The organism is Azoarcus sp. DD4 (assembly GCF_006496635.1).
In the GTDB taxonomy this organism is placed as follows: Bacteria; Pseudomonadota; Gammaproteobacteria; order Burkholderiales; family Rhodocyclaceae; genus Azoarcus.
This window is the reverse complement of record NZ_CP022958.1, coordinates 550,703-566,563: the sequence shown is the minus strand read 5'-3', so window position 1 is coordinate 566,563 and position 15,861 is coordinate 550,703. Positions and strand designations below refer to the sequence as shown.

At 54.4% G+C, this 15,861-nt stretch carries 11 protein-coding genes, 5 pseudogenes and 1 other annotated feature; of the genes and pseudogenes, 11 read left to right on the top strand and 5 right to left on the bottom strand.

What is annotated here, in order from left to right; all coding sequences use genetic code 11:
- Positions 1-291 precede the first annotated feature (291 nt).
- The 3 pseudogenes from CJ010_RS02785 to CJ010_RS02770 all read right to left on the bottom strand — a co-directional run.
- Positions 292-600 (bottom strand): annotated as a pseudogene (locus CJ010_RS02785) (integrase core domain-containing protein); the annotation flags it as partial.
- A gap of 16 nt (positions 601-616) precedes the next feature.
- A pseudogene (locus CJ010_RS02780) lies at positions 617-1,689 on the bottom strand (IS110 family transposase).
- Positions 1,690-1,971: 282 nt separating this feature from the next.
- Positions 1,972-2,885 (bottom strand): annotated as a pseudogene (locus CJ010_RS02770) (IS3 family transposase); the annotation flags it as partial.
- Positions 2,491-2,607: a sequence feature (AL1L pseudoknot), on the bottom strand. Its footprint overlaps the pseudogene before it by 117 nt.
- A 119-nt stretch (positions 2,886-3,004) precedes the next feature.
- Between CJ010_RS02770 and CJ010_RS02760 the strand changes: the two are divergent.
- From CJ010_RS02760 to CJ010_RS02720, 9 genes and pseudogenes are all read left to right on the top strand, one after another.
- Entirely contained in the window at positions 3,005-4,501 is a 1,497-nt protein-coding gene (locus CJ010_RS02760) for a UbiA family prenyltransferase (protein WP_240794483.1), read from the top strand.
- A gap of 20 nt (positions 4,502-4,521) precedes the next feature.
- Positions 4,522-5,790 (top strand): FAD-binding oxidoreductase, encoded by a 1,269-nt coding sequence (locus tag CJ010_RS02755; protein ID WP_205754880.1) that lies wholly within the window; start codon positions 4,522-4,524, stop codon positions 5,788-5,790.
- Positions 5,791-6,543 carry an SDR family NAD(P)-dependent oxidoreductase gene (locus tag CJ010_RS02750; protein WP_141016622.1) on the top strand — a complete coding sequence of 251 codons (753 nt, stop codon included), beginning with the start codon at positions 5,791-5,793 and terminating at the stop codon, positions 6,541-6,543.
- Complete coding sequence (locus CJ010_RS02745) at positions 6,540-8,903, top strand: DMT family transporter (RefSeq protein ID WP_141016621.1); 2,364 nt, start codon at positions 6,540-6,542, stop codon at positions 8,901-8,903. Before CJ010_RS02750 ends, CJ010_RS02745 begins: the two co-directional genes overlap by 4 nt.
- A complete protein-coding gene (locus CJ010_RS02740; RefSeq protein ID WP_141016620.1) occupies positions 8,900-9,838 on the top strand; it encodes an NAD(P)-dependent oxidoreductase in 939 nt (312 codons plus the stop codon). The genes CJ010_RS02745 and CJ010_RS02740 overlap by 4 nt, the downstream gene beginning before the upstream one ends.
- Complete coding sequence (locus tag CJ010_RS02735; protein WP_240794482.1) at positions 9,801-11,150, top strand: NAD(P)/FAD-dependent oxidoreductase; 1,350 nt, start codon at positions 9,801-9,803, stop codon at positions 11,148-11,150. The genes CJ010_RS02740 and CJ010_RS02735 overlap by 38 nt, the downstream gene beginning before the upstream one ends.
- A complete protein-coding gene (locus CJ010_RS02730) occupies positions 11,147-11,536 on the top strand; it encodes a GtrA family protein (RefSeq protein WP_141016619.1) in 390 nt (129 codons plus the stop codon). Before CJ010_RS02735 ends, CJ010_RS02730 begins: the two co-directional genes overlap by 4 nt.
- Positions 11,533-12,525: a lysylphosphatidylglycerol synthase transmembrane domain-containing protein gene (locus tag CJ010_RS02725; protein WP_141016618.1), complete on the top strand. Its 993-nt coding sequence runs from the start codon at positions 11,533-11,535 to the stop codon at positions 12,523-12,525. Before CJ010_RS02730 ends, CJ010_RS02725 begins: the two co-directional genes overlap by 4 nt.
- Before the next feature lie 268 nt (positions 12,526-12,793).
- Positions 12,794-13,132, top strand: a pseudogene (locus tag CJ010_RS02720) (transposase); the annotation flags it as partial.
- 37 nt (positions 13,133-13,169) lie between these two features.
- On the opposite strand, the gene CJ010_RS02715 reads toward CJ010_RS02720, so the two are convergent.
- Positions 13,170-14,257, bottom strand: a protein-coding gene (locus tag CJ010_RS02715; protein WP_141016617.1) for an IS3 family transposase whose coding sequence is annotated in 2 segments (ribosomal slippage) — positions 13,170-14,005 and positions 14,005-14,257 — 1,089 coding nt in all. Because the reading frame shifts where the segments join, the coding sequence is not laid out codon by codon here.
- A gap of 71 nt (positions 14,258-14,328) precedes the next feature.
- On the opposite strand from CJ010_RS02715, the pseudogene CJ010_RS02710 reads away from it, so the two are divergent.
- Positions 14,329-14,796: pseudogene (locus tag CJ010_RS02710) on the top strand (IS5 family transposase); the annotation flags it as partial.
- 515 nt (positions 14,797-15,311) lie between these two features.
- Complete coding sequence (infA, locus tag CJ010_RS02705) at positions 15,312-15,578, top strand: translation initiation factor IF-1 (RefSeq protein ID WP_141016616.1); 267 nt, start codon at positions 15,312-15,314, stop codon at positions 15,576-15,578.
- Between the two features lie 113 nt (positions 15,579-15,691).
- On the opposite strand, the gene CJ010_RS25090 is transcribed toward infA, so the two are convergent.
- Positions 15,692-15,853, bottom strand: a complete 162-nt coding sequence (locus tag CJ010_RS25090; protein ID WP_168224889.1) for a hypothetical protein — start codon at positions 15,851-15,853, stop codon at positions 15,692-15,694.
- Between the last annotated feature and the right edge of the window lie 8 nt (positions 15,854-15,861).

The following is a 15,861-nucleotide window of genomic DNA, read 5'->3' as shown; positions in this document are numbered from 1 at the left end:
CGCACAAAAGACAGAACAGGAAGCACTTCCACCGATTGCACCGGCAATCATGCAGTGATGGCGAAACAGGTAAGACCGTGGTTGGCCAAACCCATCCGGGGCGACGCACTTCGAGTGCATTGAATCGATCTGGACCCGACCAGCGCATTCCACCAGGAACAGCGGCTTTGCCGCAGCGAAAGTCCGAATGTACGGTTGCAACCTTGCCTTCAAACCATCATCACATGAGAGCTGGGCATACCGGGGGCGTCCATGTACGCCCCGGGTTTTGCGGAGGCCGTTCTGTTTGAGTCAGGCAGCAACCGCCTGCTCAGTTCGACTGCGGTAGTAGTTTGCCTCGGCTTCGGCTGGCGGAATCTACCCAATCGGCTCAAGCAACCGGTGGAGGTTGAACCATGAGACCCATTCGAGGGTGGCCAGCTCGACCGCTTCCACGTTTTTCCAAGATCCTCGCCGGTGGATGACTTCTGCCTTGTAGAGCCCGTTGATGGTCTTGGCCAGCGCGTTGTCGTAGCTGTCCCCCCGACTGCCGACCGACGGCTCGATGCCCGCTTCCGCCAGTCGCTCGCTGTAGCGGATCGAGACGTACTGCGAGCTACGGACGCCCTTCTGTTTGTCAAGCGGAAATTCGCGTTCGGTTGATGTCAAGGTTCCGCCGCCGAAGTAGCGTATAGACTTCGCGCGCGATGTACCCCTTCAGACATCGGATAGCCTCAAGCTTTGAATGCCCCCTCGGCAATGCGGCGGGCAACATAGTCCTTGGTGCGAGGATCTGTTCGCAGCCGGCCGATGGCGATGATGTGCAAGGCGCTGTTGGCGGCCCGATCACCACCGCGATTCAATCGGTGACGTGTAACCTGTCCAGATGACGCGGGGACGGGGCTTACGCCGCATAACGCGGCGAAGCTCGCCTCCGAGCCGATACGATCGACATTGTCGCCGGCCGTCAGCAGAAGTTGCGCGGCGGACTCGTGACCGATCGAGTTTCGAGCGACGAGCTCCGGCGCGAGTTCGTCGACGATGGCGCCGATCATGGAATCCAGATCGGCAATTTCGTCGTGCAGCTCAAGGTAGCGGCGCGCAAGGGACTTCAGTGCAATCCGGTATGCAGATGACACATTTCGATAATCAGACAGATCGGGCCTCCAGCCGGCAAGCAAGCTGCATGCGAGTCCGCTTGCGCAATGCATCACGCAACTCGTCGGGTGCGCAGACGACGGTATTGTGAATCAACTGCAAGGCCACGCGGCGTGCGGCCATCGCAGTCTTGCGGCATGCTTTCAGGACACGCAACGATTCGATCATCCCGTCGCGGGTCTTGGGGGTGACCGTCCGCTTGCCGTTGAAGGCCGCGTGAGCAGCGTTCTGCGCATCGATATCGTCGTCCTTGCCACGACGACGGCGATCTTGCTTATCGGGCGCGGTGACTTCGAGCACCGTCACCCCGGCAGCCTGCAGATGGCGTAGCAGACCTGCGCCGTAGGTGCCGGTCGACTCGACCCCGACCCGTGTGAGGGTGCCGAACGATCGCATCCATTGCAGCATCTGCCGGTAACCTTGGCGCGTGGTCGCAAAGCACTGGCTGCCGAGCACGTGATCATGCTCGTCGACTACCGAAGCGACGTGAAGATCCTTGTGGGTATCGACGCCACCCACCACGCGTGCGCTGTCTTGCTGAGCATCCTGCATGATCGGTCTCCAAGCTTGATTGGCATGAGCATGGTTAGCCACGACCGAACACCTGGACAGGACAGTAACGTGACAGAACGTCAGGCCCTTCTCGGGTCACACGCATCGGCGAGGCGCAGCCTCGCTGCGAGATGTTCCCAGGCGGCCGACAGGTCCGGGGAAAGACACAAGGTCGATCGGAGTGGGAGTCAGGCTACCTGGAACACCTGCAGCACCAGCCCGATTGGTCGATCCCTGTGAGAGGCAGACCACCCGGGAACAACTGGCTCTTACATTCTTACTATCGCTGTGATGGATCAAAGCGTTGCGTTCCGGTTGGCGCGCCCACAGGGCCTGCTCCAGGGCGTCGAGGACGAATTCGGTGTGCATGGATCGGCTGACGCGCCTACCCACGATGTAGCGAGCGAAGACGTCGATAACGAAGGCGACGTACACGAAACCTTGCCAGCTCGAGACATAGGTGAAGTCGGAGACCCAAAGCTGGTTCGGGCGCTGCGCGGCGAACTGTCGATTGACGCGATCGAGCGGACAGGGGGCTGCCGGATCGGGCCGAGTGGTCCGTACTGCCTTGCCTCGCATCGCACCACGCAGCCCTTGGGCCCACATCAGCCGCTCGACCGTACAGCGGGCGACCTCGATGCCCTCGCGCTGCAACTGCCGCCACACCTTGCGCGCTCCATACCCCTGCAAATTCGCCTGCCAGATCCGCTCAACGTGGTCAGCCAACACCTCGTCGCGACGAGTCCGCGCACAGCGCAAGGCCGGATCGCGGCGGCGAGCCACAGCACATCTATAAGCGGACGGGGCGACCTGCAGTACCCTGCAGATCGGCTCGACCTCGAAGCACTCGCGGTGCGCGTCGATGAAACCGTTCATCACTTGTTGCGGCGGTCGAGCTCCACCTGCGCGAAATACGCACTGGCCAGGCGCAGGATCTCGTTGACCTTCTTCAGCTCACGCAACTCGCGCTCAAGCTCCTTGACGCGGGCCGCCTCCGCAGTGGTGACCCCATCACGCTGCCCGGTGTCGCGCTCGTACTACCGAACCCAGTTCGATAGCGTCTGCGCGCTGCAGCCGATCTTGCCGGCAATCGACTCGATCGCCGCCCCCTGTGATCCGTGCTCGCCGCGCTGCTCGAACACCATGCGCACGGCGCGCTCGCGCACTTCGGGGGAGAACTTGGTTGTCTTCTTCATGGCTCCATCTTCTCAAGAGTTGGAGCCTCCGCAAAACCCGGGGCGATTCACACTTCGATGCGAGCAGGAAATGATGTCGATATTCCTAAAGGATGACGTCCGCCCCCCCGAGGGTTAAAATGAGCAGATCATGTGCGGCGATCAGCCGTTTTGGAAATGGCCGTAGGGGAATCGTTTTGCTTGAGAAGCCGCTTGTAGTGGATTTGGATGGCACTTTAATCCATTCCGATATGCTACACGAATCTGCGTTAAGAGTATTTAGGGACAGCCCTTTTGACACACTCCGCATCCCGTTTCTTCTAATAAAAGGCAAGGCTTTTCTGAAGCGACACCTTGCATCTCGAACGGAATTTGACCCCAAAACACTTCCATACAACGAGGAGCTGCTTGAATGGCTCAAGCAACAGCGCGCTGCAGGCCGGCGTCTGATCTTGTGTACGGCATCCGATAGAAAAATCGCCGATCTTATTGCGGGTCACTTGGGTATATTTGACGAAGTCATCGCCAGTGACGGTGTCTTGAATATCGCAGGTGAAAATAAAGCCGCAGCCTTGGTCCATCGCTTCGAGCATCATGGGTATGACTATGCTGGTAATTCCCATAAAGATTTGCCGGTATGGTCGCAAGCGCACAAGGCAGTAGTCGTTAATGGATCGAGCGAACTGGTCAAAAAGGCCCATGATATCTCAACGATTGAACGAGTATTTCCTAAAAGACCTATCGGGTTTTCCTCTTGGCGTCGGGTTCTACGGATCCATCAGTGGCTGAAAAATCTTCTTCTGTTTGCCCCGCTATTCGCTGCGCATGATTTGGGGAATGGTCCCGCTTGGGGATCTCTAATACTTGCTTTCGTGGCGTTTAGCCTTTGTGCTTCATCGGTTTACATCGCCAATGACTTGCTCGACCTCGAGAGCGATCGCCTACATCCCAGAAAACGAAGCCGACCATTTGCCTCTGGAGTTGTGCCCGCGTGGGTAGGAGTTCTCGTTGCGCCTCTGCTTTTGATCGTCAGTCTGGGCCTGGCCGCTTTGGTTGGGCAACAGTTTTTGTCTTGGCTCATTGTCTACTTTGCTTTGACCTGCGCCTACTCTTGGGTCCTAAAACGATTGATGTTGATCGATTGCCTAACGCTAGCGTTACTTTATACCTTGCGAATTATTGCTGGCGGTGCAGCTGTTGGGCATGACCTTTCCTTCTGGCTTTTGGCGTTCTCGGTGTTTCTGTTCCTTTCCCTTGCATTCGTCAAACGCTACGCTGAGTTGGAAGTTCAATTGCTCAGCGGAAAGGAGAAAATTCACGGACGCGGATACCATACCGCAGATGCATCACTTATCCAGACAATGGGAATTGTGGCTGGCTACTCTTCCGTCTTGGTGTTGGCCCTTTATTTGAACAGTGATGCCGTGCTTAGGCTTTACGCAGTACCTGAGCTAATTTGGGGAGCAGTGCCCGTCATGCTGTTCTGGGTAAGCTGGATGTGGATGCAAGCTCATCGGGGCAAAATGCACGACGATCCACTCGTATTTGCAGTCAAAGATCGCGCAAGTCTTGGCGCAGGCGCTACTTTTGCTGCCATTTTGGTCGCCGGCACCATGGGTGTTCCATGGTGGCAATAAGCTCATGGGGGCGCCTATCAATGGAAGAGCATGCGGTGATCGCACTCAGTGATCGCGGCCAGATCCATGCGTCTTTCAAGAATTCAGCCGCGCCGGGCCTGGCGTATGGCATGGGTCGCAGCTATGGTGACGTCTGCCTGAATCCGGGAGGCACGCTCTGGTGCACAACCGGGCTCGACCACTTCATCGCATTCGACGATAGCACTGGCCGAGTTATGTGTGAGACTGGGGTGCTGCTACGAGACATCCAGCGGCTGGCCATTCCGCGCGGGTGGATTCTGCCGGTAACACCTGGTACCCAACTGATAACCGTTGGAGGCGCCATTGCCAACGATGTGCACGGCAAGAACCATCATGTACTGGGTTCTTTCGGCGATCACGTACAGCGCCTTACCCTCATTCGCACCGATGGAGAAGTCATCCAATGTGGCCTGAATGAGCAGCCAGATTGGTTTGCAGCCACTGTCGGTGGATTGGGCCTTACTGGGGTGATCACGCAAGCCGAGATCCAACTGCGCCGTGTGGCTGGCCCATGGCTGGACACCGAGACCGTTACCTATGCCAACCTCGGCGAGTTTTTCCAGCTTGCCGATGACTCGGAGGCCGATTGGGAACACACGGTTTCTTGGATCGATTGCATCACAGGAGGCGGCGGGCGCGGCTTGTTCATGCGCGGCAACCCAACCAATGTCGGAGATCGCCCGGCACCTCAAGGGCGTAAGCTGACCATGCCGATGGTTCCACCAGTTTCCTTAGTCAATCGGCTGTCGCTGCGTCCCTTCAACATGGCCTACTACCACCTCAAAAAGTGGCAGGCCGGACGGGCCATGATGCACTACGAGTCGTTTTTCTACCCCCTCGACAACTTGCTCGAGTGGAACCGGATGTACGGACCTAAGGGCTTCTTCCAATACCAGAGCGTGGTTCCACGCGAAGTTGGGCAAGACGCGGTTCAGGCCATGCTCAAAGAAATCGCCCGATCGGGAGACGGTTCGTTCCTCGCCGTCTTGAAGACTTTTGGCAGCCGCCAGCCGGTGGGGATGCTGAGTTTTCCGCAGCCAGGGGTGACACTGGCACTGGACTTTCCGAATCATGGGGATCGCACCCACAAGCTATTCGAGCGTCTTGATGCCATCGTGCGTGAGGCCAAAGGCCGCATCTATCTAGCCAAGGATGCACGAATGCCCAGAGAACTCTTTGAAGCAGGCTATCCACGCCTGGCTGAATTCATGAAATACAGGGACCCTGGCATCAGCTCTGGTCTCTCACGCCGTTTGATGGGAAGTTGAATGAACAACAAGAAAAGAATCGCCATCATTGGCGCTACCTCGGCAATCGCCGAGCACTGCGCCAGGCTCTGGCTGGCAAAGCAGCCGGCCGACCTAACACTGGTGGGCCGCGATACCCAGCGCATTGAGCGGGTTGCAACAGACCTGAAGGTCCGTAGCCCGCGATCCGAGATTCGGGTCGTCCAGGCTGAGTTTCTGGACCCCGAAGCCATAAACGCCACGGTTCGAGATATCGTCAAATCGGGGCGCGTTGATATCGTCCTGGTTGCGCATGGATCGCTGCCCGACCAAACCGAGTGCCAGAACGACCTTCAGTCTTGCCGCGACGCATTGGAGATCAACGGGATATCACCCGTTCTCTACGCCGAGGCCTTTGCCAAAGAAATGGAAAAAGTCAACCACGGCACCATAGCCCTGATTGGCTCGGTAGCCGGTGACAGGGGACGCAAGTCCAACTATGTGTACGGAGCAGCCAAAGGACTGGTTACGCGCTACGCCCAAGGCTTGCAGCATCGTTTCGCGGGTACTGGTGTAAAGGTGGTGCTGATAAAGCCAGGCCCAACCGATACCCCGATGACGGCGCACATTAAAGCAGCTGGTGCAAAATTGGCAAGAGTAGATAAAGTGGCTGCGGATATTGTTCATGGCATAGCAATTGAGCAACAAGTTATCTATACACCGAGGATCTGGCAAATTGTAATGATGATAGTTCGGCATCTGCCGGATTTTATATTCAAAAAACTCGCAATATGAAAAACACTGCTTCATCGATGCAAAATGGTTTTTTCATGCCCGCCAGCCGGTGCTTTCAAATGGCCATTGGCTTTTTATTTGCAACAACACTATTTTTTACGGCGTTTGCTATTTTTGTTCCATTGGCTCCGGGCATGCCCGAACAAGGGCTTGATCCTTCATGGCAATTCGGAATGGCCCAAGCATTAGAGCAAGGACTGGTATTTGGGAGGGATATTGTATTTACTTATGGGCCATACGCATCCATTTTAACAAACAGATATTTACCATCGATGGATTATTTGATGGTTTATTCTGGAGCCTATCTTGGATTTGTTTTTTTTATGGCGGCTTGGCTTAATTTTAGGAATTGCAATCTTATTCTTCAATTGGCCTTTTTATTTTTTTTTGGTGCGACTGTCTATTTAAAAGATCACCTATATTTTCTTTACCCCTTGCTGGTTGGTGTCGGTCTATATAAATCAGAGACTTCCAATAAACTTGATTCTGATGGTGTTTTAAACACATCAGTTATCATGGCCTTGCTGTTTTCGGCGTTTGGTCTTTTGCCGCTAATTAAAGCATCAAATTTTATTAGTTGCGCGGGGATTTTTTTTATCTCTGCATTCATGCTGACCTATAGAAAAAAACACCTTTACGCATTGCTCATCTGCCTGTCTCCAATATTGTCCATGCTGATTTTTTGGTCCGTTTCTGGCCAGCCTTTGAGCGCGCTGCCTCAATACGTTATCTCGTCAATTCCTATTATCAGTGGATACACGGAGGCAATGGCTGTAAATGGTAGTTTACACGAGGTTATTGCCTTCTTGGTTGCTGGACTTGTCACAATATTTCTTTTGTATGATCACAATACCGAGGTCTTTCCTCTAAGGCTGGTCATGCCTTTAATGTTTGCTTTTATTCTGTTTTTGTCTTTTAAGGCAGGATTCGTACGGCACGATGTGCACGCAACAATTGCAGGTTGCATGATTATTCTATCTGCCATACTAGGGGCCACTTTATTGGAGCCAAGAGGCGTGGCAGCACTAATTGCATGTTCTTTTGCAGCGTGGATTTTAATCGACGCATCACATCTAAGAACTAGTACTGCAGATATGTTGAGTCGCTTAAAGTCGACTTATGAGAATGCGTGGAATGGAACCAAGGTGCGGATATTCGAACCCGGAAAGTTTCAAGAGCTTTTTGTCAATCAGATGGCAGTACTTAAGGCGCGCAGCCATTTTCCGATGCTTGATGGCGCAGCGGATATATATTCTTACGAGCAAACCATTTTAGTTGCTTCTGGTAACAAATGGAACCCCCGTCCAGTTTTTCAAAGCTACTCGGCTTATACACCATCTTTGTCGGAGCTTAACAAAAATCACTTAATTAATGGTCCAGAATATTTGATCTTTAAAACTCAACCAATCGATGGTCGATTGCCTGCGCTCGAAGATGGCGCTAGCTGGCCAATCATCCTTTCCGATTACAAGCCAAATTATTCAATAGATGGCTACTTATTCCTTAGGCGCGGTAAGCCTGCAGGCGATGTTAGCCAGAAGCTTAATGGCATATTAAAAGGAAGTTTTCGACTTGGCGAGACGATTGCTGTTCCCCGAGGCGGTGGTGTTGTTTTCGCCGAAATTACCCTAAAGAGAAATTTTCTTGGTGATGTTAGTAACGCATTTTTTAAACCAGGAATGTTAGCGCTGAATTTGACCCTAAAAAACGGATCTACAAGAAAATATAGAATTGTTTCTGGCATGGCAAAGTCTGGTTTTGTCATTTCTCCATTAATTGAAGATACCAAAGATTTTAGTTCGGTTTTTGCTAATTCAAGTTTTTCGTCGGAAAAGGAAGTTGCTTCATTTTCTATCGAGCCGACGGATTTGGGTGCTCTATGGAATGACGATTATCAGATCAGACTATTCTCTTTGCAATATGATCGCCACCATTATGAGCGGCCCACAGACATCCCCGATCAGGCGGAACTAGTCAGTGAAAAAAAATGCGACGGCTATATTGATTCCGTAAACGGTGCCTCACCTTCTGGTTCTGAGGTGCCTTCTGATTGGCTTATGGGGGTTAATGGTTGGCTGTCAACTTCTGGGGCAGATATAAAAAACTCAGATAAGACCTATATTACTTTAAAAAATGACCAGGGAAGAGTTTGGCTAATAGAAACGCAGAGGGCGTCACGTCCGGATGTTGGTGCCTATTTTAAGCAACCTCATTTGAACGATTCCGGATTTGAGGTGGTTGCTGATGTTTCATCGTTGAATGGAAAATTCTTGATGGGCTTGGCGTATTCATATGGAAATCGCTTATTCGTATGCCAACAATTCAAGATTAACATCCAAATTTCTGCAAATATATTATGAAAAATCAAAAAATTGTTTTGCCAGGCGGAGCAGGTCTTGTCGGCCAAAACTTAGTCGCACGTTTGAAAGAAAATGGTTACACCAATATCATTGTTCTCGATAAACATCGTTCCAATCTTGAAGTGCTAAAACGGTTACAACCTGATATCACTGTTAAATATGTTGACCTTGCCGAACACGGTGACTGGCTACAGCACTTTGTGGGCGCAGATGTGGTTGTGATGCTGCAAGCGCAGATTGGGGGTAACGAATATCAGGAGTTTGTGCGTAACAATATTGATTCAACCCGGCTGATTCTGGAGGCAATCAAGGCTAATGATGTGCCTTATTTGGTACACATCAGTTCTTCAGTGGTGGAGTCGGTCGCGGATGATTTCTATACCAACACCAAGAAAGACCAGGAAAAGATGGTGTTGGAAAGCGGACTCGCATGCCCCGTGCTACGCCCGACATTGATGTTTGGTTGGTTCGACCGCAAACATCTGGGGTGGCTGTCCCGATTCATGAAGAAGGTCCCGGTGTTCCCTATCCCGGGGCACGGGCGTTACATGCGTCAGCCACTGTATGTCGGTGATTTTGCCAACATCATCATTAGCTGCATTGAGAATCGCGTTCGCGATGGCGTCTACAACATCTCCGGTCATGAGAAGGTTGACTATATCGACATGATTCGAGAGATCAAGCGGGCGACCCGCGCAAAGACTTTGATCATGCGTATTCCGTATTCACTTTTTTATGCATTGTTATGGGTGTGGGGGTTATTTGACAAGAACCCACCTTTTACTACCCAGCAACTGGCCGCTTTGAGTGCAAAGGATGAATTTGAGGTGATCGATTGGCCGGGTATTTTCGGTGTTCCGTACACGCCATTCAAGGCTGCCTTGGATGAGACATTCAATGATCCGCGTTACAGCGGCGTCGTACTGGAGTTTTGAGATGGGTCAGCGAATTGCGGTGCTGGGTGCTGGCCCCATGGGTTTGGCGGTCGCTTACCAGCTGGCACTTGATGGGCACCAGCCGGTACTGTTCGAAGCGGACGATCGTGTAGGTGGCATGACCGCCACTTTTGACTTTGGTGGCCTGGAGATCGAGCGCTACTACCACTTCCATTGCATATCGGATCACGCCTTCCTTAAAATACTCGAGGAGTTGGGAATTTCCGACAAGATACGCTGGACTGAAACCAAGATGGGCTACTGGTACCAGGCGCGTTTGCAGCCGTGGGGCAATCCTTTTGCATTGCTCAAATTTAGTGGTTTGAGCTTTATGGCCAAATTCCGTTACGGCTTGCATGCCTTCCTTTCCATCAAACGCGATGACTGGCGGCCCCTAGATAGAGTGGAAGCCAGTGGCTGGATCAAGCGTTGGGTGGGTAGTGAAGCCTGGGAGGTGCTTTGGCGGCGGCTATTTGACTACAAATTTTACGAGTATTCCGAAGGGCTATCTGCGGCGTGGATATGGAGTCGTATCCGACGCATTGGGCGCTCTCGCTACAGCTTGTTTCGCGAGAAACTGGGATACCTTGAAGGCGGTTCCAGTACCTTGCTAAATACACTCAAGACCTCCATTGAAGCCCGGGGCGGCGATATTCGCTTCAAGTCAGCCATTGAAAAGGTCGTCATCCGTGAGGGCAAGGTGTTAGGGGTTCAGGTTTCGGGCCAGCTTGAAGCATTCGATAAGGTGATCAGCACGATTCCGCTGCCTTATGTGCCTAAGCTCATGCCGGATTTGCCAGGGGACGTTTTGGCCAAATTCAAGGCGATCAAGAATATTGCAGTCGTCTGTGTGATTGCCAAGCTCAAGAAGGCAGTCACCGAGAACTTCTGGTTGAACACCAATGACCCAGAGATGGATGTACCTGGCTTGGTTGAGTACACGAATCTGCGGCCGCTTGGCCAGCATGTTGTGTATGTGCCGTTTTACGTTCCGGGTGAGAACCCCTTGTTTGCTGAGCCGGATGAGGCCTTTCTAAACAAAGTGCGGCGCTATCTAAAGAAGATTAATCCATCGTTGACCGATGAGGATTTTGTGGATATACGCGCCAGCCGTTATCGCTACGCGCAGCCCATCTGTGATCCGGGTTACTTGGATAAGCTACCTCCAGTTGAATTGCCCGTGCGCGGACTATGGGTGGCTGATACGTCTTACTACTATCCGGAAGACCGGGGTATCTCGGAAAGCATTGGATTCGGGCGGCAAATGGCAAAAATGGCTGCGGGGCAAGACACGGGTTCTGATCGGAAATGATCGCGCCACAATTTCTGCGTTTTCTCGTGGCCGGGGGCATTGCTGCCGGCGCCAACTTTGGCTCGCGGTTTGTATTCAGTATTTTTTTTGCCTACGGTGTCGCGGTCTTTTTCGCTTATCTGGTGGGGATGCTGATCGCTTTTCTACTGATGCGAGGGCATGTTTTCAATGCGAGTCAGGGCCCTCTTGCGCCACAGGTGACCAAGTTCGTAGGCGTAAACCTTTTAGCGGTCCTTCAGACACTTGCAATCAGTCTACTTCTCGCTCGCTGGGCGCTGCCATCGGTTGGCATTCAGGACCATGCTGAGGCGTTGGGTCATTTGGTTGGTGTGGTTGTGCCGGTAGTCACCAGCTATTTCGGCCATAAGTTTTTAACCTTTCGATGAGCAAGTTCGTCGCTCGACTTCAGCTTGCTCTTCTTGAGCAGCGCACCATTCGGGCCATTGTGCGGTTTGTTACCACTGGGGCGCTGCTCTATCTGGCTGGCGTTTTCTGGTTTGGTTGGCAGGAAACAGTGACAGCCTTCGCTGCTTTAGGACTGCAGACGTTGCTGATTGGTGCCCTTCTTTCGAGCAGTTCTTATCTATGGCGCTTTGGGCGATGGGAGTATTCTCTTCAGTGTCTCGAGATTAGCGTGCCCAAATTTACTCATTTTGGCATTTACCTTTCTGGGCTTGCGCTGACTGCGACGCCAGGAAAAGCTGGGGAAACGTTTCGCTCGGCTTTACTGGTTCACCATGGAGTGAAGGTTACGCACAGCCTCGCGGCATTCCTTGCTGACAGGGGTTCGGATGTTTTAGGGATGATTTTTCTGGGTACCCTAGCTGCCACCATGGCCGGACAGCATTTTGCTTGGGTATGGCTTCTGTCATTTGCGCTCATCCTGCTCGGAAGTCTCACCTTCGCATCTCTGTTATCACACCCAGTTGCCAGCACTGGATGGTGCCGACTAGAACGTTCTTTGACTTGGCTCCCCATCAAGGGCGGGCAAGCGACACTTGAAGCTTGGGCGAAAGTGTGGATCCTGCCAAGAGTTTCTGCTTTTTCGGTTGTCGCGATGCTTTCCTATGGGACGCAAGCACTGGTGTTTTCCTGGTTCTGCCATATTTTGGGGACTGGCATTTCAGTTGCTGACTGCGTGTTGATCTTCGTGCAAGCAACTTTGTTCGGTGCGGCGAGTATGCTCCCTGGCGGACTCGGCGCAATGGAGGTTGCACTGGTTTTTCAGTTGTTAGATCGCGGCGTAGGCGACGGTAGTGCAATGTCCTTGGCAATTTCAATTCGCTTAGTGACGCTTTGGTTTGGGATGCTAACGGGTGTTATCTCTCTGTTATTTTTGTCTTCCCATGACTTGAAATCAGAAGGAAAACTGTGACCTTGATGAAGTCTAGGCGGGAGTTTTCTACCTTGAGTTTTGAGGGTGTGTATCAGCTATTGGCCAGCAATGAGGTGTTTTCCAGGATCGCAATCGTGGATTCGGCAAGCGGTGAAGTCATCCGACACGCCGTACCGTTCTCCTTCAGTACGGAACTGGATGCCGAGCTTTGAGCTTCCGCCTAAGAAGCTCTAACAAAATGGCAATAAGGGCTGTTCACCTTTGATTTCATTTGTTAACCTCTGCCTTGTTTCTCGAGGCAGAGGGGATGGCAAGACCGACACTGGACGACGAATTGTGGGCACTGATCGAACCGCTGTTGCCGCCACCGCGGCCGCGCCGAGCGAAACATCCCGGGCGCAAGCCCCTGGACGATCGCAAGGTGCTCACCGGTATCCTCTTCGTACTGCAGTCGGGCATCCCCTGGGAGATGCTGCCCAAGGAGATGGGCTGCGGCTCGCGGATGAGTTGCTGGCGACGACTGCGGGCCTGGCAGGAAGCGGGCGTGTGGGATCGGCTGCACGAAGTGCCGCTTGCGCGGCTTCGCGCTGCCGGTCGCATTGATTGGTCTCGTACCATCGTCGATTCCTCGTCTATCCGTGCTGTGGTAATCCCCCCATTTTCAGGGGCAGCCAGAAGTAGAGCTATGCGGCGATGGCCAGCCGCTGCTTTGGGGTGATACCGCCCAAGGCCATGTTGGGGCGCTCGTGATTGTAGAGCCAGAGCCAGCGGGTGGCGTAATCCTGGACCTCATCGATCGACTCGAACAGGTAGTGACCGAGCCAGTCGTAGCGTACGGTGCGGTTAAAGCGCTCGACGTAGGCATTTTGCTGCGGCTTTCCGGGCTGGATGTGATTGAGCTGAACACCGTTCTTCTGTGCCCACTCGGTCAGCGTCTTGCCGACATATTCCGGTCCGTTGTCGCTGCGGATCGCCGTTGGCTTGCCTCGCCATTCGATCACCTGTTCGAGCGCGCGCACGACCCGCTCGGCGGGCAAGGACAGATCGATGTCCATGGCGAGCGCTTCGCGGTTGAAGTCATCGATGATGTTGAGCAGTCGGAAACTGCGCCCATCGGCCAGCTGATCGTGCATGAAGTCCATCGACCAGCACTGATTGATCGCCTTGGGTACCGCCAGCGGTTCGGGTTTCTCGCGCACGATCCGCTTTCGCGGCTTGATGCGCAGATTGAGCTCGAGCTCGCGATAGATCCGATACACCCGCTTGTGATTCCAGCGGTAGCCCTTCACGTTTCGCAGGTACAAGAAGCACAGGCCAAAGCCCCAGTTGCGCTGGTTGTGGGTCAGGCGGATCAAGTGATCGGCGATCTCGGCATTCTCGGCCGAGCACTTTGCCTGGTAGTGGTAGCAGGTTTCGCTGATCCCGAATGCCGCACACGCCACGCGTATGCTCGCGCCGCGCTGCTGCACGGCCTGGTAAGCCATCTCACGCCGGCGAGATGGCTTCACCACTTTTTTTCGAGGGCCTCCTTCACGATCTCCGCCTTGAGCCGTTCTTCTGCATACATCTTCTTGAGCCGAGCGTTCTCCACTTCGAGCTCCTTGAGCCGCGCCATCAGCGACGCATCCATGCCACCAAACCTGGCCCGCCACTTGTAGAACGTCGCCGAGCTGATGCCGTGCTCCCGGCACAGCTCCGGAACCGGCTTGCCAGCCTCCGCCTGCTTGAGCACAGCGATGATCTGGCTGTCTGAAAACCTCGATGTCTTCATCTTGTAGAACTCCCTCGATCCGAGAAAATTCTACTTCTGAGCGCCCCTATTTGCCGGGGGGATTACCCTGTGGGGGCCGGTCAAAAACAGGACCGAATCCCACCGATCGCGCTCGCCCAGGCTCCAAGCACCATCTCATCACCGAAGCGCAAGGCATCCCGCTTGCGGTGATTCTCACCGGCGCCAATCGCAACGACGTCACCCAACTGCTCCCGCTGGTCGAGGCGATTCCGCCGATCCGTGGCAAACGGGGCCGCCCCTTGTCCAAACCGTCTCTGATTCAAGCCGATCGTGGCTACGGCCACGACAAATAACGTCGCCCCTTGCACGCGGTGGGCATCCAGACTCAGATCGCCCGCTGCGGCCAGCCGCATGGCAGCGGTCTCGGCAAGACCCGCTGGGTCGTCGAACACACCATCGGTTGGCTCCATAACTTCCGGCGGCTACGCATCCGCTTCGAGCGTTTAGCCTTCATTCACGAAGCCTTCCTCAAGATCGCCTGCTGCATCATCTGCTGGCGCTACTTGCGAAAGACATAACGGGCATTTTGTTAGCGCTTCTAAGCCCGCCGATTTGCGCTATAATCCGCAGCGTTGGTAGAGCACGGTTGTTAGTTACGGTGTTCTACACCACCAGAAATGCAGTAAATAGCCAGGCTCGGGCCTGGCTATTTACTTTTCGGATTCTGTCTCCCTCCGGCGCGCGACCTTATCTCCGCTGCATCGACGCCCGCCTGACCGGATTCCGAGCCGCGGGCGCGATCCGCAACACCGATCCGCTGCCCGCCCGTTGCGGCCCCCTGCCCTGAAGGCATTCCGGCCGCTGTCACGCGACGCGTTCTCCTCGCATTCCGCGCCGCTCACGTCTCTCGCCCCTGGGCGTCGACGCGCCACCCTCACTCGGCCCGCCGCTTACCGTGCCGACCCGGCCCGACCGCTCATGGCTGCACCTGCCCCAGGCGCTCTCCGGCCCGATGCTTGCCCCGGCGGAGGCAAGCCCTCCGGCGTACCGCAATCGCGGCAACACGCCGGCACAAACTAACAGGAGCCCACACATGGCCAAGGAAGAACTCATCGAAATGCATGGTTCCGTTACCGAGGTGCTGCCCGACGGTCGCTACCGCGTCACCCTCGATAATGGTCACTGCCTGATTGCCTACTCCGGTGGCAAGATGCGCAAGCACCACATCCGCATCATCGCCGGTGACAACGTGTCGCTGGAAATGTCGCCCTACGATCTGAGCAAGGGACGGATCACCTTCCGCCACCTCCCGGAACGTGCGTCCGGCGCTCCGTCTCACGCACCGGCACGCCGCCGCTGAGCCGCAGGCGGGCCACCCCGCCTCGGACGAGAAAATGCCCGGCACGATGTCCGGGCATTTTTTTGCGACTGCGAACGCATTCCGAGCCAACCGGGCGCGGCTGCCCCCGGGCTTCAGTCCCGCACCACCCCGGCATCGCTGTCGCAGCGGCCGCGCAGATCGGTGAACCAGGCCATGAAGATGGCCTCCGCGCTGGCGGCAGCGTCAGGCTCGGGCGCATCGAACCCATCCAGCTCGATGACTTCCAGCTCGCACTCGAGGTATTCGACGTCCATTTTCCTGC